The organism is Neisseria sp. LACPHL-SPEC-2024-00856 (assembly GCF_047915665.1).
In the GTDB taxonomy this organism is placed as follows: domain Bacteria; phylum Pseudomonadota; class Gammaproteobacteria; order Burkholderiales; family Neisseriaceae; genus Neisseria; species Neisseria polysaccharea.
Window position 1 is genome coordinate 153,792 of record NZ_JBLRPR010000003.1, and the last position, 16,672, is coordinate 170,463.

General features: G+C 49.7%; 15 protein-coding genes, 6 tRNA genes and 3 pseudogenes. 12 read left to right on the plus strand and 12 right to left on the minus strand.

The features are described from left to right. Positions 1 to 96 precede the first annotated feature (96 nt). From ACNAU7_RS04535 to ACNAU7_RS04545, 3 genes and pseudogenes are all read left to right on the plus strand, one after another. Positions 97 to 528, plus strand: a complete 432-nt coding sequence (locus tag ACNAU7_RS04535; protein WP_416301024.1) for a MarR family winged helix-turn-helix transcriptional regulator — start codon at positions 97 to 99, stop codon at positions 526 to 528. A gap of 11 nt (positions 529 to 539) precedes the next feature. Beyond that, a pseudogene (locus ACNAU7_RS04540) lies at positions 540 to 1,398 on the plus strand (ABC transporter six-transmembrane domain-containing protein); the annotation flags it as partial. Positions 1,399 to 1,436: 38 nt separating this feature from the next. Further along, positions 1,437 to 1,793, plus strand: coding sequence for a DMP12 family DNA mimic protein (locus ACNAU7_RS04545; RefSeq protein ID WP_416301085.1), 357 nt, complete (start codon positions 1,437 to 1,439; stop codon positions 1,791 to 1,793). Positions 1,794 to 2,109: 316 nt separating this feature from the next. Here ACNAU7_RS04545 and sohB read toward each other — a convergent pair whose 3' ends face one another. The 9 genes from sohB to ACNAU7_RS04590 all read right to left on the minus strand — a co-directional run bounded on the left by sohB (position 2,110) and on the right by ACNAU7_RS04590 (position 5,102). Further along, positions 2,110 to 3,162, minus strand: a complete 1,053-nt coding sequence (gene sohB, locus ACNAU7_RS04550; protein ID WP_416301026.1) for a protease SohB — start codon at positions 3,160 to 3,162, stop codon at positions 2,110 to 2,112. A 103-nt stretch (positions 3,163 to 3,265) separates the two neighbouring features. Further along, a tRNA-Leu gene (locus ACNAU7_RS04555) sits at positions 3,266 to 3,355 on the minus strand. 102 nt (positions 3,356 to 3,457) lie between these two features. Then, a tRNA-Cys gene (locus tag ACNAU7_RS04560) sits at positions 3,458 to 3,531 on the minus strand. A gap of 26 nt (positions 3,532 to 3,557) precedes the next feature. Further along, positions 3,558 to 3,633 (minus strand) — tRNA-Gly (locus tag ACNAU7_RS04565). Positions 3,634 to 3,654: 21 nt separating this feature from the next. Further along, a tRNA-Gly gene (locus ACNAU7_RS04570) sits at positions 3,655 to 3,730 on the minus strand. Positions 3,731 to 3,753: 23 nt separating this feature from the next. Then, positions 3,754 to 3,829, minus strand: a tRNA-Gly gene (locus ACNAU7_RS04575). Positions 3,830 to 3,854: 25 nt separating this feature from the next. After that, a tRNA-Gly gene (locus ACNAU7_RS04580) sits at positions 3,855 to 3,930 on the minus strand. Between the two features lie 80 nt (positions 3,931 to 4,010). After that, a complete protein-coding gene (gene pgsA / locus ACNAU7_RS04585; RefSeq protein ID WP_036475128.1) occupies positions 4,011 to 4,574 on the minus strand; it encodes a CDP-diacylglycerol--glycerol-3-phosphate 3-phosphatidyltransferase in 564 nt (187 codons plus the stop codon). Positions 4,575 to 4,679: 105 nt separating this feature from the next. Beyond that, positions 4,680 to 5,102 (minus strand): hypothetical protein, encoded by a 423-nt coding sequence (locus tag ACNAU7_RS04590; RefSeq protein WP_416301087.1) that lies wholly within the window; start codon positions 5,100 to 5,102, stop codon positions 4,680 to 4,682. A 95-nt stretch (positions 5,103 to 5,197) separates the two neighbouring features. On the opposite strand from ACNAU7_RS04590, the pseudogene ACNAU7_RS04595 reads away from it, so the two are divergent. Beyond that, a pseudogene (locus tag ACNAU7_RS04595) lies at positions 5,198 to 5,545 on the plus strand (EndoU domain-containing protein); the annotation flags it as partial. Positions 5,546 to 5,554: 9 nt separating this feature from the next. After that, positions 5,555 to 5,974 (plus strand): hypothetical protein, encoded by a 420-nt coding sequence (locus tag ACNAU7_RS04600; protein WP_416301029.1) that lies wholly within the window; start codon positions 5,555 to 5,557, stop codon positions 5,972 to 5,974. Between the two features lie 94 nt (positions 5,975 to 6,068). On the opposite strand, the gene ACNAU7_RS04605 is transcribed toward ACNAU7_RS04600, so the two are convergent. Continuing rightward, a complete protein-coding gene (locus ACNAU7_RS04605; RefSeq protein WP_002234131.1) occupies positions 6,069 to 6,404 on the minus strand; it encodes a carboxymuconolactone decarboxylase family protein in 336 nt (111 codons plus the stop codon). A gap of 128 nt (positions 6,405 to 6,532) precedes the next feature. Here ACNAU7_RS04605 and ACNAU7_RS04610 point away from each other — a divergent pair, with 128 nt between their 5' ends. Next, positions 6,533 to 7,438, plus strand: coding sequence for an AraC family transcriptional regulator (locus tag ACNAU7_RS04610; protein ID WP_416301031.1), 906 nt, complete (start codon positions 6,533 to 6,535; stop codon positions 7,436 to 7,438). Positions 7,439 to 7,503: 65 nt separating this feature from the next. On the opposite strand, the gene ACNAU7_RS04615 is transcribed toward ACNAU7_RS04610, so the two are convergent. Continuing rightward, positions 7,504 to 7,992 (minus strand): prokaryotic membrane lipolipid attachment site family protein, encoded by a 489-nt coding sequence (locus ACNAU7_RS04615; protein WP_416301033.1) that lies wholly within the window; start codon positions 7,990 to 7,992, stop codon positions 7,504 to 7,506. 146 nt (positions 7,993 to 8,138) lie between these two features. Between ACNAU7_RS04615 and ACNAU7_RS04620 the strand changes: the two genes are divergently transcribed. Continuing rightward, positions 8,139 to 9,041, plus strand: a complete 903-nt coding sequence (locus tag ACNAU7_RS04620) for a DMT family transporter (RefSeq protein ID WP_416301035.1) — start codon at positions 8,139 to 8,141, stop codon at positions 9,039 to 9,041. Positions 9,042 to 9,081: 40 nt separating this feature from the next. Here ACNAU7_RS04620 and ACNAU7_RS04625 read toward each other — a convergent pair whose 3' ends face one another. After that, positions 9,082 to 10,212 (minus strand): polyamine ABC transporter substrate-binding protein, encoded by a 1,131-nt coding sequence (locus ACNAU7_RS04625; protein ID WP_416301037.1) that lies wholly within the window; start codon positions 10,210 to 10,212, stop codon positions 9,082 to 9,084. Positions 10,213 to 10,415: 203 nt separating this feature from the next. Here ACNAU7_RS04625 and alaS point away from each other — a divergent pair, with 203 nt between their 5' ends. The 5 genes and pseudogenes from alaS to tehA all read left to right on the plus strand — a co-directional run bounded on the left by alaS (position 10,416) and on the right by tehA (position 16,626). Continuing rightward, entirely contained in the window at positions 10,416 to 13,037 is a 2,622-nt protein-coding gene (gene alaS / locus ACNAU7_RS04630; protein ID WP_416301039.1) for an alanine--tRNA ligase, read from the plus strand. Positions 13,038 to 13,113: 76 nt separating this feature from the next. After that, on the plus strand, positions 13,114 to 13,245 hold the full coding sequence (locus ACNAU7_RS04635; protein ID WP_416301041.1) for a hypothetical protein: 132 nt from the start codon (positions 13,114 to 13,116) through the stop codon (positions 13,243 to 13,245). A gap of 1 nt (position 13,246) precedes the next feature. Continuing rightward, complete coding sequence (locus ACNAU7_RS04640; protein ID WP_416301043.1) at positions 13,247 to 14,266, plus strand: adenine-specific methyltransferase EcoRI family protein; 1,020 nt, start codon at positions 13,247 to 13,249, stop codon at positions 14,264 to 14,266. Beyond that, a complete protein-coding gene (locus ACNAU7_RS04645; protein ID WP_416301045.1) occupies positions 14,263 to 15,393 on the plus strand; it encodes an HNH endonuclease family protein in 1,131 nt (376 codons plus the stop codon). The genes ACNAU7_RS04640 and ACNAU7_RS04645 overlap by 4 nt, the downstream gene beginning before the upstream one ends. 288 nt (positions 15,394 to 15,681) lie before the next feature. After that, positions 15,682 to 16,626, plus strand: a pseudogene (gene tehA, locus ACNAU7_RS04650) (dicarboxylate transporter/tellurite-resistance protein TehA). The last annotated feature ends 46 nt before the right edge of the window (positions 16,627 to 16,672 follow it).

The window sequence follows — 16,672 nt, forward strand, 5'->3', positions numbered from 1 at the left end:
AACATATTTCAGACGGCATTTTTATCACCCCACGCTTTAAATTAGTCCTGATTATGACTATAACCTGCACAAATTTAGTCAATATCGAGACCAATTATGAACCAACTCGACCAACTTGGAACCCGTATCAACCTGATTTGCAATGTCTTCGACAAATGGATCGGGCAGCAGGATCTGAATTACAACCTCTTTGCCGTACTTTATACCCTGGCAACCGAAGGCAGCCACACGCAAAAGCATATCGGCGAAGAGTGGAGTCTGCCCAAACAAACCGTTTCAGGCGTATGCAAAACCCTTGCCGGACAAGGGTTGATCGAATGGCAAGAAGGCGAACAGGACCGGCGCGAACGGTTGCTGTCGCTGACCGAAAAAGGCAAAGCCCATGCCGCACCTTTAACAGAAAGCGCGCAGGAATTCAGCGACAAAGTATTTGCCACATTCGGCGACAAGCGCACAACCCGGCTGTTTGCCGATTTGGATGCACTGGCGGAAGTGATGGAAAAAACAATCTCGGAAAATAAAAAATAGGGGGAACAAATATGTGGAAAATGTTGAAACACATAGCCCAAACCCACCGCAAGCGTCTGCTCGGCACGTTTTCTCTGGTCGGACTGGAAAACCTTTTGATGCTGGTGTATCCGGTATTTGGCGGCTGGGCGATTAATGCCGTGATTGCGGGGAGGGTGTAGCAGGCGTTGCTATACGCTTTGGTTGTATTTTTGATGTGGCTGGTCGGTGCGGCACGGCGGATTACCGATACGCGCACGTTTACGCGGATTTATACCGAAATCGCCGTGCCGGTTGTGTTGGAACAGCGGCAGCGGCAAGTCCCGCATTCAGCAATATAGTGGATTAAATTTAAACCAGTACGGCGTTGCCTCGCCTTGCCGTACTATTTGTACTGTCTGCGGCTTCGTCGCCTTGTCCTGATTTAAATTTAATCCACTATAACTGCGCGGGTTGCCCTGTCGCGTGAGTTTGTCAGCTTTTTTGAAGAACACCTGCCGATTGCCGCGACATCCGTCGTATCCATATTCGGCGCGTGCATCATGCTGCTGGTGCTGGAATTTTGGGTCGGCGTGTCAGCGGTGGGCATACTTGCGTTGTTTTTATGGCTTTTGCCACGTTTTGCCGCCATCAACGAAAACCTGTATTTCCGCCTGAACAACAGCTTGGAACGCGACAACCACTTTATCCGAAAAGGAGACCGGCGGCAGCTGTACCGCCATTACGGACTGGTTGCGCGCCTGCGTGTGCTGATTTCCAACCGCGAAGCCTTCGGCTATCTCTGCGTCGGCGCGGCGATGGGTATTTTATTCGGCTTTGCTTTTGTGATGATGACGCTCAAAGGCTACGGCAGCGCGGGGCATGTCTATTCGGTCAGCACTTACAAAAGATTATTTACAACAACAAACTCATATCAGGAACTTAGACAAATGAATGAACACAACCTGTTAATTTTCTGTTTAAAAGACAATGTTTCAATTAGTGAATATACTGAAATGATTGATTGGGCTTATAAAAACATTCAATCTGAAACAGTTGTAGAAATTACGGAAAATCAAATTATTGAATATCAAAATCGTGGATTATGGAGGCTTGTTTCTGAAATTACCAATAATTGGTTATTTGGACCAAGTGAGGGGGATTGGCTAATAGATAAGGAAAGTATTTTGGCTGTAAAAGAAAAATTACAAAATTCAGTTTTTTCTACAGAGTCCTTAGTGAAAAATATTATTCATGTACTTGAATATGCTATAAAAAATGAAAAAACAGTAATTTTTCATTTTTGAAACTAATCTAATTTTTAGCAGCCGTAGGTCGGATTCTCGAATCCGACATTTTCTAACAGCGGCATTTCGGAAACGATAGACGCGTCAAATATTTTTGTCGGATACAAATATCCGACCTACATCTCTGCGCAGCAAACTTTACAAGTCTGTGGATGTTTGCCATGAGTTTGGACGACGTGCCGCGATTGGTCGAACAATATTCCAATTTGAAAGACATCGGACAACGGATAGAGTGGTCGGAACGGAACATCAAAGCCGGAACTTGAAAAATGCCGTCTGAACACGCTTCAGACGGCATTTCCATCCGTTCGGCAAACTACATCACATCCGCCCGCCGGTTGACAAGTTTGGCAAACAGATTTTCGGCAGACGCTTCCGCCTGCAAACCGATGCGCTGAATCAGGTTTTTCTTCTCTTGGTACTTCACTTCGATAATCTGCTTGTTATCAACCTCTTTCAACAGCAAATCATCACTGGTTGAAATACTGTCAACCAGATTCAGCTCCAACGCCTGCCGACCGAACCAATGCTCGCCCGTTGCCACTTTCTCAATATCCACTTGAGGGCGGTTCTCGCTGACAAACTGCTTGAACAACTGATGCGTCTCCTCCAGTTCCTGCCGGAATTTCTGTTTGCCCCTTTCCGTATTTTCACCCATAAAGGTAACCGTACGCTTAAATTCGCCCGCCGTCATCACATCCACATCGATATCATGTTTTTTCAACAGGCGGTGGATATTCGGCACTTCCGCCACCACACCCACCGAACCGACAATCGCAAACGGAGCGGAAACAATTTTATCCGCCACACACGCCATCATATAGCCGCCGCTCGCCGCTACCTTATCGACGGCGACGGTCAGCGGAATATTGCGTTCGCGCAAACGCCTAAGCTGCGAAGCCGCCAAACCGTAACCGTGAACCACGCCGCCCGGACTTTCCAATCTGAGCAGAACCTCATCTTCAGGCTTGGCAATCAAAAGCACCGCCGTAATCTCATGACGCAAGGATTCTACGGCGTGTGCATACAAATCACCGTCAAAATCCAACACAAAAAGACGGGATTTTTGCGTTTCGGCAGATTTCTCCCCACCCTCCTTCAAACGCTTTTTCTCTGCTTTGGCTTCCGCCTTTTCCTTTTTCTTTTCTTCTTTTTCCTGATGTTTTGCCTCTTCCCCGCTTAAAAAGAATGCTTCAAACGATTGCCGCTGTTTTTTATAATTTTCCGAAAAATCCGTCAGTACGACACTGCCGCTTTCCGACTGTTTCTTACTCTGTACGATAGCCAACACAATCAGCGCAATTGCGCCGAACACGGTAAGCAGTTCGAGCAGGAAAATACCGTAATTCAGTAAAATTTCTTTCCACATTGATTGGATTTCCTCTTGTTCAGGCATGAACATGTCAATATTGTCCATCCCCGTCCGACAGATAAAAAAATAACCGCTTGGAGCGGTATTGTTATTTTCAGCTTGGTGCCCGGAGCCGGAATCGAACCGGCATGGGATGTTTAGTCCCGACGGATTTTAAGTCCGTTGTGTCTACCTATTTCACCACCCGGGCATTTGTGAAAGGTGGAGGCGGGGGCGCGGATTTTAACCGGCCTATATGAAGATTGCACTCCTCATAGCATAAACACTCTGCCACCCCGCCGTAGTACGATAATGGAGGCGAGAGTCGGAATCGAACCGGCGTAGACGGATTTGCAATCCGCTGCATAACCACTTTGCTATCTCGCCCTAAAACTGGCTTATCTAAAAAAACTTGGAGCGGGAAACGAGTCTCGAACTCGCGACCTCAACCTTGGCAAGGTTGCGCTCTACCAACTGAGCTATTCCCGCGCGTTCAAACATATCGGCTTTTGGAGCGGGAAACGAGTCTCGAACTCGCGACCTCAACCTTGGCAAGGTTGCGCTCTACCAACTGAGCTATTCCCGCGTTGATACGTTTGAAATAAAACTTGGAGCGGGAAACGAGTCTCGAACTCGCGACCTCAACCTTGGCAAGGTTGCGCTCTACCAACTGAGCTATTCCCGCAATGATTGCGGGAGAATGAAATTTTTGGAGCGGGAAACGAGTCTCGAACTCGCGACCTCAACCTTGGCAAGGTTGCGCTCTACCAACTGAGCTATTCCCGCCCGATTTCACTCTCCGACATCGAAGAAGATGCAATTATTATGGATTATGTTTTTACCGTCAAGCTATTTTTATGTTTTTTTCAGGCGATTTCTTTCCACGCCATTTTCAGGTAATACAGCATCGACCAAACCGTCAGCAAAGATGCGATAAACATCAATATGTTGCCGATAAGTGCGAGATTAAATCCGTGAAAATCGGGAATGTTCAGTAGCAAAAAGAAAATCGCCAGCATTTGCGCGGCGGTTTTAAACTTGCCGACGGTGGCGACGGCAACGCTGTTCCTTTTGCCCATTTGCGCCATCCATTCGCGCAATGCGGAAATGGTAATTTCCCTGCCGATGATAATCATCGCGAACAAAACATAGGTCCGGTCGAGTTTGACCAGCAGCAGCAAAGAGACGGCGACCATCAGTTTGTCGGCAACGGGGTCGAGGAATGCGCCGAAATCCGAGGTCTGTTTCCACAACCTTGCCAAAAATCCGTCAAACCAGTCGGTCAAGGCGGCAACGGCAAAAACGACGGCGGCGGCGAGATTAATCGTTTCCTCAGCGAACCACGGGAAAGGCAGGTAAAAAAGGGCTGTCAGGACAGGGATGAGCAAGACCCTCAACCAAGTGAGGAAAATGGGGATGTTCCAAGGCATCTGTTTTCTCTGTGCAGACTGTAAAGTTGTGATTATAACGGTTATCCTCATAACCTAAAACGTAAAATTACCGCATAGGCATTCCCCCTTCCCGCCAATCTGTTTTCACTTTCTTTTCAAACGCAGGAAAATGGCGGCCAATAAAAGCAAAATACCCGGTTTCAGGCTGAAAATGGCAGGTTGTGCCAACACTTCGATAAGGCGGTCTTCCGGAAAGGAAAAATCCTTATTGGTGTGGATGCCGCCACTGTTGCGGTATTCCAACAGAACGCCGTTTAAGAAACCTTTTCCGACGTTTTCGCTTAAAACGGTTCTAAGCTGCTCCGCCCTGATGGTTCTGCCGATATTGCCTTGCACGCACAAATCATCGAACCCGTAGCAGGAAAGCCGGTACTGCCGCCCGCCTGCATCCAGTTTGATTGCCCGTCCGCTGCGGTTGGGTGCGGTAACGGTCAATTCCGCATATTCGAATGTTTTTTCTTGTTCGTGAAATGCCGTCAGGTAAGGTGCAATAAAAACGGCGGACAACAGCAGACAGCTTATGGCGGCAAACCATACCCAGCGATAATATTTCACGCTTACCCCTTGTTTCTCAAATGCCGTCTGAAATAAGCGGCTTCATAAAGAAAGGCACAGTAACAGGAGGGCATAGTCTAACCCGTGGTGATGTACGGGTGATACAACAAACCTCGGTACCTAATAAACATGGGGTTTATCAAGCGACAGTGGAAATTAAAAAGCCTGATGGAAGTTGGGAAATGAAAAAAGGAAGAAGTGGAAAACCTATGACAAATCATTCTATGTTCCCAAAATATTGGGACGAGGCTAGAATTAGGGCTGAAGTTACTTCAGCTTGGGAGAAAAGAAAAATGGTTAATCAAAATAAGTGGGAGGGGAAATCCTCATCAGGAGTTTGGATTGAAGGGTTTATTACACCAAGAGGAACAGCATATCCAATTTATGGAAGATAAGGAAATGATATGATATCTATTTTTAAAGCTTATTACGATATTTATGAATTTAATGGAGAACTATTAAAAAGATGTATATTTTTAGATGAAGAAAATAATGAAATAATTAAAGATAGAATATATGAATACTTAATTTATGTTTTAACAGGAGACCTTTATCTACAAAAAGAAATTGATGAAAATTTAGAATTTATCCATCAAGCAGAAAATAATCCCAATGAAGTTTATTCAGGAGGTGGACAAGGTTTTTGCTGGGATATTTCTGCTGAAAAAGTAGTTTTCTATAACAACGAATTTGATGAAGAAGACGGCTGGCCTGATTTAAGCTGTTCGCTGCATACTTTTAAAACTGCTTTAATTGCTTGGAATGCTTTTTTGCAATTGCCTAAAAGTATTCATTCGGTGGTGGAAACCGTGATTGAGGAATAAGCATAATGGCTTATATTGTTTACAGTATCGGGAAGCATAACAGGCAAAATGCCGTCTGAAATATTTTCAGACGGCATTTCTTATCCGAAACGGATTATTTTTGCGTTTCAACCGCTTCCAATGCACGCAGGGCATAAGTGTAAGCAGCACCCGCATTCAGGGCGATGGCGGTTGCCAATGCACCGGCGATTTCGCTGTCGGTCGCACCTGCCTTGGCGGCTGCGGCGGCGTGAACGCTGATGCAGCTCTCGCAACGTGTGGTAATGGCAACGGCGATGGCAATCAGTTCGCGCGTTTTGGCATCCAATGCTTCGGCGGCGGCGGCCTGTTCCAATGCGCCGTAGGCCTGCAGCATTTTAGGATGGGATTTACCCAGCTCACCGAACGATTTTTTAACCAATGCGGTATGTTCTTTCCAATCTTTAAACATTTTCTTTTCCTTTCTCTTGCGTTTAACCCTGATACGCGCTTGCGTATCTGTTTTCGATGTGCGTATTATTGCAATTATTCAGTTGTGTTTCTCGTTTAATCATCTCATTTTATGGTTCAAAAAGATTTATGGACATTCTGGACAAACTGGTCGATTTCGCCCAACTGACGGGTAGTGTGGATGTACAGTGCCTTTTGGGCGGGCAATGGTCGGTACGGCATAAAACCTTGCAACGCGAAGGACTGGTGCACATTGTTACATCGGGCAGCGGCTACATCTGCATCGACGGCGAAACTTCCCCGCGCCGGGTCAATGCGGGGGATATTGTATTTTTCCCGCGCGGCTTGGGACACCTGTTGAGCCACGATGGAAAATACGGAGAAAGTTTACAACCGGATATACGACAAAACGGCGCATTCACGGTCAAACAATGCGGCAACGGACTGGATATGAGCCTGTTTTGCGCCCGTTTCCGCTACGACACCCACGCCGATTTGATGAACGGGCTGCCGGAAACCGTTTTTCTGAACATTGCCCATCCGAGTTTGCAGTATGTGGTTTCAATGCTGCAACTGGAAAGCGAAAAACCTTTGACGGGGACGGTTTCCGTGGTCAACGCATTGTCATCCGTCCTGCTGGTGCTTATCCTGCGCGCCTATCTTGAACAGGAAAAAGATGCCCAACTCTCGGGCGTGTTGAAAGGTTGGCAGGACAAACGTTTGGGACATTTGATCCAAAAGGTGATAGACAAACCGGAAGACGAATGGAATATTGACAAAATGGTTGCCGCCGCCAATATGTCGCGCGCGCAGCTGATGCGCCGTTTCAAAAGCCGGGTCGGACTCAGCCCGCACGCCTTTGTGAACCATATCCGCCTGCAAAAAGGCGCGTTGCTGCTGAAAAAAACCCCGGATTCGGTTTTGTCGGTCGCGCTGTCGGTAGGCTTTCAGTCGGAAACGCATTTCGGCAAGGCGTTCAAACGGCAATATCACGTTTCGCCGGGTCAATACCGGAAAGAAGGCGGGCAACAATAAAATATCTGAACCTTAAAACGCAAATGCCGTCTGAAAATACTTTCAGACGGCATTTGCGTACCGCGTCATTTCAAGGGCTGCATCTTCATCACTTCCATCAAAAAGTTGGTAAATGCGGGATTATCGGGTTTGGCATCCATATTTTTCCAACGCTGCTGCCAGCCGCGCAAGGCATTCTGGATATACAGCTTGGACTGTTCCGTATTGATTTCGCCGCGCTGGCTGTCTACCGCCGAACGCAGGTAGATTTCATACATACTGTCATCGACGGCATTGCGTCCGACCAGGCGTTTTCTGAAGTTGTTCAGATATTGCGCCGCCTGAACCTTAGTCATTTTACCGATGTCCACCTGATAGCTCAGGCGCGTCGCCTCGTCGCGGATTTTGGAAACGTCCGTCCAATGCGAAGGGGCGAGACGGAAACCTTTTACAGACGCTTCCGCCGGAACGGTATTAATCGGCCTGACGGGGATTTCGGTCAGGGTGGGCACATAAACAGTTCCGCAGCCGGACAGAGCGGCCGCGATGGGGATAAGGGCAAGATATTTTTTCATACCCGCCATTATAAGCAGGTTTGCCCTGAAAAAACAAATTGTTCCGAAAAAACGCGGGTTCGACGGGATTGCGCGCACCCGAATCCGCCGCCGCAAACCCTGCCGCAAGGTTTACAATTTGACCTTTTTATCGCGACAAATATTATATGGATACCGCAAAAAAAGACGTTTTGGGTTCCGGCTGGATGCTGGTGGCGGCGGTCTGCTTCACCATTATGAACGTATTGATTAAAGAGGCATCGGCAAAATTTGCCCTCGGCAGCGGCGAATTAGTCTTTTGGCGTATGCTGTTTTCAACCGTTGCGCTCGGGGCTGCCGCCGTATTGCGTCGGGACACCTTCCGCACGCCCCATTGGAAAAACCACTTAAACCGCAGTATGGTCGGGACGGGGGCGATGCTGCTGCTGTTTTACGCAGTAACGCACCTACCTTTGGCAACCGGCGTTACCCTGAGTTACACCTCGTCGATTTTTTTGGCAGTATTCTCCTTCCTGATTTTGAAAGAGCGGATTTCCGTTTACACGCAGGCGGTGCTGCTCCTTGGTTTTGCCGGCGTGGTATTGCTGCTCAACCCCTCGTTCCGCAGCGGTCAGGAAACGGCGGCACTCGCCGGTCTTGCCGGCGGCGCGATGTCCGGCTGGGCGTATTTGAAAGTGCGCGAACTGTCTTTGGCTGGCGAACCCGGCTGGCGCGTCGTGTTTTACCTTTCCGCAACCGGCGTGGCGATGTCGTCGGTTTGGGCGACGCTGACCGGCTGGCATATGCTGTCTCGGCAGTCGGCGGTTTATCTGTCGGGCATCGGCGTGTCCGCGCTGATTGCCCAACTGTCAATGACGCGCGCCTACAAAGTCGGCGACAAATTCACGGTTGCCTCGCTTTCCTATATGACCGTCGTCTTTTCCGCGCTTTCGGCGGCGTTCTTTTTGGGCGAAAAGCTTTTCTGGCAGGAAATACTCGGTATGTGCATCATTATCCTCAGCGGCATTTTGAGCAGCATCCGCCCCATTACCTTCAAACAGCGGCTGCAATCCCTGTTCCGCCAAAGATAAAAAATGCCGTCCGAACATCCTTCAGACGGCACATTGGGCTTTATTTCCCTGCCTTCACATCCTGCCACTGGCGCACCATAAACTTCAATGCCGCCGGCCGGATGGGGACCATAATAAAGCTGTTTTTCAAATCTTCCCCACTCGGGAAAATCGTATTGTCGTTTTTAAATTCGTCCTCCATCAAATCGCGCGCCGGCTTGCTCGAAGGCGCGTAGGTAACGAAATTACCGTTTTTCGCCGACACTTCCGGATCGAGGAAGTCGTTGATGTATTTGTGCGCGTTGGCGACGTTTTTCGCATCTTTCGGAATCACGAAAGAATCCACCCAAATCCCCACGCCCTCTTTGGGCATCATCACGCGGATTTTTTCCTTGCCGCCTGCTTCTTCGGCACGCCGTCTAGCGATGTTCAAATCGCCGCCGAAACCGATTGTTACGCAGGTATCGCCGCGCGCCAAATCATCGATAAAGCCGGACGAAGTGAAGCGTTTGATATTGGGGCGGTTTTTCTTGAGCAGGGCGGTTGCCTCCCTGATGTCTTCCGTATTGCTGCTGTTCGGGTTTTTACCCAAATAGTTCAACACCATAGGATAAATTTCCGCCGCGCTGTCCAAATAGCTGATACCGCATTGTTTGAGTTTGGAAGTGTATTCGGGGTTAAACACCAAATCCCACTGGTTGTCCGGCAGCTTGTCCGTACCCAAAGCCTTTTTCACGCGTTCGGTATTGATGGCGAAGGTATTTGTCCCCCAATAAAACGGCACGGCGTATTCGTGGCCGGGATCGACCCCGTCCATCAGCCTCATCATTTCGGGGTTGAGATGTTTATAATTGGGAATCAGCGACTTATCGATTTTCTGATAAGCACCTGCCTTAATCTGCCTGCCCACAAACGCATTGGACGGCGCGACAATGTCGTAACCGGATTTTCCGGTCAGCACCTTGCTTTCCAGCGTTTCATCGCTGTCGTACACATCATAAGTAACCTTGATGCCGTTTTTCTTTTCAAAATCGGCAACGGTTTCCGGATCGACGTATTCCGACCAGTTGTAAATTTTCAATACGTTTTGGTTTTCCGCCGGTGCCGGTTTTTCGGCAGGCAGTTTGTCCGAACCGCCGCACGCTGCAAGCAGCAAAGCAGTCAGGACGGCCAGGGGCAGATGTTTGGTCATTATCATTCCTTGCATATCGGGTTGGAGAAAGCGGCCATTATAGCCGATATTGGGAACAGGGCTTCAGACGGCATTCAAAATCCCGCAATGCCGTCTGAAAGCCGCCGCTTCCATAGCTAGAAACAGGGATTTGCGGTAAGATACCGCCGTTCGTTTTCCCTGCTTTTACCATGACAAGACATTTGAGAGACATTGAAAAAATTATGAAAACTTCCGAACTGCGCCAAAAATTCCTAAAATTTTTTGAAACCAAAGGCCACACCGTCGTCCGCTCTTCCAGCCTCGTGCCGCACGACGACCCGACCCTGCTGTTTACCAACGCGGGCATGAACCAGTTTAAAGACGTATTCTTAGGTTTCGACAAACGCCCGTACAGCCGTGCCACCACCGCGCAAAAATGCGTACGTGCAGGCGGCAAACACAACGACTTGGAAAACGTAGGCTACACCGCCCGCCACCACACCTTCTTTGAAATGATGGGCAACTTCTCTTTCGGCGACTACTTCAAGCGCGACGCCATCCACTTCGCTTGGGAGTTTCTCACTTCCCCCGAATGGTTGAACATCCCTAAAGACAAACTGTTGGCTACCGTTTACGCAGAAGACGACGAAGCCTACAACATTTGGCTGAACGAAATCGGCATGCCTGCCGAGCGTATCGTCCGCATCGGCGACAACAAAGGCGCAAAATACGCATCCGACAACTTCTGGCAAATGGGCGACACCGGCCCTTGCGGCCCTTGCTCCGAAATTTTCTACGACCACGGCGAAGAAATCTGGGGCGGCATTCCCGGCAGCCCCGAAGAAGACGGCGACCGCTGGATCGAAATTTGGAACTGCGTATTCATGCAGTTCAACCGCGACGAGCAAGGCAATATGAATCCGCTGCCCAAGCCGTCCGTCGATACCGGTATGGGCTTGGAACGTATGGCGGCGGTAATGCAGCACGTCCACAGCAACTATGAAATCGACTTGTTCCAAGACCTGCTCAAAGCCGTCGCCCGCGAAACCGGCGCGCCGTTCAGTATGGAAGAACCCAGCCTGAAAGTTATCGCCGACCACATCCGCTCCTGCTCTTTCCTGATTGCAGACGGCGTATTGCCTGCCAACGAAGGACGCGGTTATGTTTTGCGCCGCATTATCCGCCGCGCCGTGCGCCACGGTTACAAACTGGGTCAAAGCAAACCGTTCTTCCACAAACTCGTTGCCGATTTGGTCAAAGAGATGGGCGATGCCTACCCCGAGTTGAAAGAAAAACAGGCGCAAATCGAAGAAGCATTGAAAAACGAAGAAAGCCGTTTTGCCCAAACTCTGGAAACCGGTATGGCCTTGTTGGAAAACGCGCTGGCCAAAGGCGGCAAAACACTCGACGGCGAAATCATCTTCAAACTCTACGATACTTACGGTTTCCCATACGACTTGACCGCCGACATCTGCCGTGAACGCAATATTGAACTGGATGAAGCAGGCTTCGAGCGCGAAATGGAAGCCCAACGTGCACGCGCACGCGCCGCACAAAGCTTCAAAGCCAACGCCCAACTGCCTTACGACGGTCAAGACACCGAGTTTAAAGGTTATAGCGAACGCCAAACCGAAGCCACCGTGTTGGCACTCTACAAAGACGGCGAGCAAGTCAACGAATTGAACGAAGGCGACAGCGGCGCAGTCGTCATCGACTTTACCCCGTTCTATGCAGAATCCGGCGGCCAAGTCGGCGACGTAGGCTATATCTTCTCAGGCGAAAACCGCTTTGAAGTACGCGATACCCAAAAAATCAAAGCGGCCGTATTCGGTCAATTCGGCGTACAAACTTCAGGCCGTCTGAAAGTCGGCGACAGCGTTACCGCCAAAGTAGATGATGAAATCCGCAATGCCAATATGCGCAACCACAGCGCGACCCACCTGATGCACAAAGCCCTGCGCGATGTATTGGGCGGACACGTCGAACAAAAAGGCTCTTTGGTTACCGCCGAATCCACCCGTTTCGACATTTCTCATCCCCAAGCGGTAACTGCCGAAGAAATCGCCGAAGTCGAACGCCGCGTCAACGAAGCCGTTTTGGCGAACGTTGCCGTCAACGCCGCCATTATGAGTATGGAGGACGCGCAAAAAACCGGCGCGATGATGCTTTTCGGCGAAAAATACGGCGACGAAGTACGCGTGCTGCAAATGGGCGGTTTCTCAACCGAATTGTGCGGCGGCACGCACGTTTCACGCACCGGCGACATCGGCCTCTTCAAAATCATCAGCGAAGGCGGTATTGCCGCAGGCGTGCGCCGTATCGAAGCCATCACCGGCCTGAACGCACTCAAATGGGCGCAAGAGCAAGAACGCTTGGTGAAAGACATCATTGCCGAAACCAAAGCCCAAACCGAAAAAGACGTACTGGCGAAAATCCAAGCAGGCACGGCACACGCCAAAACATTGGAAAAAGAATTGGCTCGCGCCAAAGCCGAACTCGCCGTCCACGCGGGCGCAAAACTCTTGGACGATGCAAAAGACCTGGGCTCAGCCAAACTCGTTGCCGCCCAAATCGAAGCCGACTCAGCCGCCCTGCGCGAAATCGTAACCGACCTGACCGGAAAATCCGACAACGCCGTGATTCTTTTAGCGGCAGTCAACGACGGCAAAGTCTCCCTGTGCGCAGGCGTATCCAAAGCCCTGACCGGAAAAGTGAAAGCAGGCGATCTGGTTAAATTTGCAGCCGAACAAGTCGGCGGCAAAGGCGGCGGCCGTCCCGACTTGGCGCAAGCCGGCGGTACGGATGCCGGCAAATTGCCCGAAATGCTGGCAAGCGCGGAAGGTTGGGTTAAAGAGAAGCTGTAATGTAGAAAAATACAGGCTGCCTGAAAGTGGGTTTTCAGGCAGCCTGTTTGAATAAATTAAGACAAGGAAACATCATATGAACAGCAGACACAGATATAGCGGCTTGGCTTGGCTTGGCTTGGCTTGGCTTGGCTTGGCTTGGCTTGGCAATTATAACTTAAAAATCAGTAAAATATCAAACCTTTCTTGTATTTTTAAAGGGGTTTGATATGGCAGGCAACAAATCCCTTCACGCGGCAAACAAAGCCAAAAACGATGAGTTCTACACCCAGCTTTCCGACATCGAAAAAGAGCTGCGGCACTACAAACACCATTTCAAAAACAAAACTGTTTATTGCAACTGCGACGACCCGCGCGTCAGCAATTTCTTCCATTATTTTTCTTACAATTTCGAGCATCTCGGCCTGAAAAAGCTGATTGCCACCTGCTACAAAAACCAAAACAGCGACCTGTTCAGCCAAAACGACAGCGAACAGGCGGTTTGGCTGGAATATACAGGGGACAAAGACGGCAACGGCATTCCCTCCCCCGAAGAAATAGCAGTCAAACCGCTGAAAGGCGACGGCGACTTCCGCAGTGAGGAATGTATCGGACTGTTGAAACAGGCTGATATCGTCGTAACCAATCCGCCGTTTTCACTGTTTCGGGAATATGTGGCGCAGTTAGTGGAATACGGAAAATACTTCATCATCATCGGCAATAAAAACGCTATTACCTACAAAGAAATTTTTCCGCTAATTAAAGACAATAAAATGTGGCTGGGTTCTACGCCGATGGGAACGGATATGCTATTCGGCGTACCTGATAACTATGCCGAAATCCTTGTTGAAACCAAGAAAACAGGCAGCAGTTACCGCATTGTGGACGGGGAAGTCAAGGCACGCGCCCAAGCCTGCTGGTTTACCAACCTGGATATCGCCAAACGCCACGAAGAACTGATTTTATACCGAACCTACAACCCCGAAGATTATCCAAAATACGATAACTACGATGCCATCGAAGTATCCAAGGTTGCCGATATTCCCTGCGATTACGATGGTGTGATGGGTGTGCCGATTACGTTTTTGGATAAATACAATCCCGAGCAGTTTGATATTTTAGGTGCAACCGAGAGTGAAGGAAAAGGGTTTTCAAACGGCTTGTGGCATGCAGAAAGCAAGGTGGCGCAACCTTTAATTAACGGCAACAGGATATATAAACGTATATTTATCAGGCAAAAAGGGGAATGACCATGAAAATCCAAATGACTACCCTCACCATCCGCGAACTGACGGGCTACGACAGTGAAAGCAAAACGGCAGCGGGCTATACCGACAACAACGAAGACGGCGTACGCGCTTTCGGCGGCAAACTGGACGTTCGCCCGCCCTATCAGCGCGAGTTTGTCTACAAAGACAAGCAGCGTGATGCCGTGATTGATACCGTATTGAAAGGATTTCCACTTAATGTGATGTATTGGGCGGTGCGCGATGACGGCACGTTTGAAATCGTGGACGGGCAACAGCGCACTGTTTCCATCTGCCAATATGTGAACGGCGATTTTGCCTATATGATGCGCTACTTCCATAATTTGCAGGCAGACGAACAGGAGAAGATTTTAAATTACGAACTGACCGTTTACCGGTGCGAAGGGACGGACAGCGAAAAGCTGGACTGGTTCAAAACCATCAATATTGCGGGTGAGAAACTGACCGACCAAGAATTACGCAACGCCGTGTATTCGGGCAACTGGGTAACGGATGCCAAACGTCATTTCAGCAAAACCAACTGTGCCGCCTACCAAATCGGAAAAGACTATTTGAACGGTACAGCCATCCGCCAGGACTATTTGGAAACCGCTATCGGGTGGATTGCCAACCAAGACGGAGACGAAGCAGTCTGCAAATATATGGCGGTTCACCAACATGATAAGAATGCCGATGATTTATGGCTGTATTTCAAAAATGTGATTGAATGGGTAAAACTAAAATTTCCCAATAAACGCATCAAACTGATGAAAGGGCAGCCTTGGGGATTTCTATACAACCGTTTCAAAGATACCGATTTGGATAAAGATATATTGGAAGCGGAAATTGCCAAACTGATTGCCGACGACGATGTGGAAAACAAAAAAGGGATTTACCAATACGTTTTAACCCGCGATGAAAAGTATTTAAACATCCGTGCCTTTTCAGACAGCATCAAACAGAAGGTTTACGAAAAACAAGACGGCATTTGCCCACACTGCAAACAGAAATTTGAATTGTCGGAAATGGAAGGCGATCACATTACACCGTGGTGCGAAGGTGGGAAAACGATTGAAGAGAATTGCCAGATGTTGTGCCGGGACTGTAACCGCAGGAAGTCTGACAAATAGTTGCGTAGGATGGGCTTCAGCCCACCGTTTTCTTCATTTTCAGTCGTTGATTGGTGGGCTAAAGCCCACCCTACGGTTAATACGGTTACTGATTCGTTTTCCCCTGCATCCAAATCACGCTGCACCGCAAAAAACGCGCGCCCGATGCGCAACCACTTCCGACATCGGGCGCAATGAGACGAAACGGCAATATGCCGATACGGATACGTCATCCTCCGCCTGCCTGTTTTTTATATCATACGCAAATTAATCTGTGCGTTACGGCGGCATGCCGTCTGAAGGGTGTTTATGTCTGCATCTAAGAAATTTCCGATTCCTTTGAGCTATTTCAGCATCGCGCTGGGCTTGTTTGCCTTGGGGCTGTCGTGGCGTTACGGCGCGTCTGTCGGGCTGCTGCCCGCCTTGGCTGCCGAATCGCTGCTTGCGGTGGCTTCGGTTTTCTGGCTCTTGCTGGTGGCGGCATACCTGATCAAAATATTTGCGTACCGAAACGATTTTTTGTCTGATTTGCGGGACTTGGTGCAATGCTGCTTCATCAGCGCGATTCCGATTACCGCTATGCTGGAGGGACTCGCGCTGAAGCCCTATCAGGCAGGCGCGGCGGCAGTCCTGATTTATGTCGGCGTTGCCGGACAGTTGGCGTTTTCGATGTATCGGGCGGCCGGTCTGTAGCGCGGCCTGCATTCCTTGGAGGCGACGACGCCGATTATTTATCTGCCTACGGTTGCGACAAACTTTGTCAGCGCGTCATCTCTGGCGGCGTTGGGGCATCATGATTATGCAGCTTTGTTTTTCGGCGCGGGTATGTTTTCCTGGCTGAGCTTGGAAGCCTCCATCTTGGGCAGGCTGCGCACGGCGGCACCGGTCGGCACGGCGGCGCGCGGCGTGGTCGGCATCCAGCTTGCGCCCGCCTTTGTCGGCTGCGGCGCGTATTTTGCCGTCGGCGGTAAAGTCGACGGTTTTGCGTTGGCATTAATCGGCTACGGCTGCCTGCAGCTTTTGTTCTTGCTGCGCCTGACCCGCTGGTTTTGGGAAGGCGGTTTTACGATGAGCTTTTGGGGATTTTCATTCGGTTTCGCGGCAATGGCGGGATGCGGCCTGCATCTGGCGGCTTCCGGCGTACTGTCGGGCTTGGGGCTGACGCTTGCCGCCGCCGGATCGGCAGGCGTGGCGCTGCTGCTTGCCGGTACGCTGCACCGGATAGCGACGGGGCGCTTCTTGGTACGCGGCTGATGCGTTTTGCCGCCTTGTCAAAAATGCCGTCTGAAACGCTGGGCTT

Bases quoted from the DNA above. Each gene is read 5' to 3' on its own strand.
- ACNAU7_RS04625 (WP_416301037.1), bottom strand. From the start codon at position 10,212: ATGACCAAACATCTGCCCCTGGCCGTCCTGACTGCTTTGCTGCTTGCA.
- ACNAU7_RS04645 (WP_416301045.1), top strand. From the start codon at position 14,263: ATGACCATGAAAATCCAAATGACTACCCTCACCATCCGCGAACTGACG.
- ACNAU7_RS04535 (WP_416301024.1), top strand. From the start codon at position 97: ATGAACCAACTCGACCAACTTGGAACCCGTATCAACCTGATTTGCAAT.
- ACNAU7_RS04620 (WP_416301035.1), top strand. From the start codon at position 8,139: ATGGATACCGCAAAAAAAGACGTTTTGGGTTCCGGCTGGATGCTGGTG.
- ACNAU7_RS04635 (WP_416301041.1), top strand. From the start codon at position 13,114: ATGAACAGCAGACACAGATATAGCGGCTTGGCTTGGCTTGGCTTGGCT.
- ACNAU7_RS04605 (WP_002234131.1), bottom strand. From the start codon at position 6,404: ATGTTTAAAGATTGGAAAGAACATACCGCATTGGTTAAAAAATCGTTC.
- sohB (WP_416301026.1), bottom strand. From the start codon at position 3,162: ATGTGGAAAGAAATTTTACTGAATTACGGTATTTTCCTGCTCGAACTG.
- ACNAU7_RS04615 (WP_416301033.1), bottom strand. From the start codon at position 7,992: ATGAAAAAATATCTTGCCCTTATCCCCATCGCGGCCGCTCTGTCCGGC.
- alaS (WP_416301039.1), top strand. From the start codon at position 10,416: ATGAAAACTTCCGAACTGCGCCAAAAATTCCTAAAATTTTTTGAAACC.
- ACNAU7_RS04600 (WP_416301029.1), top strand. From the start codon at position 5,555: ATGATATCTATTTTTAAAGCTTATTACGATATTTATGAATTTAATGGA.
- ACNAU7_RS04545 (WP_416301085.1), top strand. From the start codon at position 1,437: ATGAATGAACACAACCTGTTAATTTTCTGTTTAAAAGACAATGTTTCA.
- ACNAU7_RS04610 (WP_416301031.1), top strand. From the start codon at position 6,533: ATGGACATTCTGGACAAACTGGTCGATTTCGCCCAACTGACGGGTAGT.
- pgsA (WP_036475128.1), bottom strand. From the start codon at position 4,574: ATGCCTTGGAACATCCCCATTTTCCTCACTTGGTTGAGGGTCTTGCTC.
- ACNAU7_RS04640 (WP_416301043.1), top strand. From the start codon at position 13,247: ATGGCAGGCAACAAATCCCTTCACGCGGCAAACAAAGCCAAAAACGAT.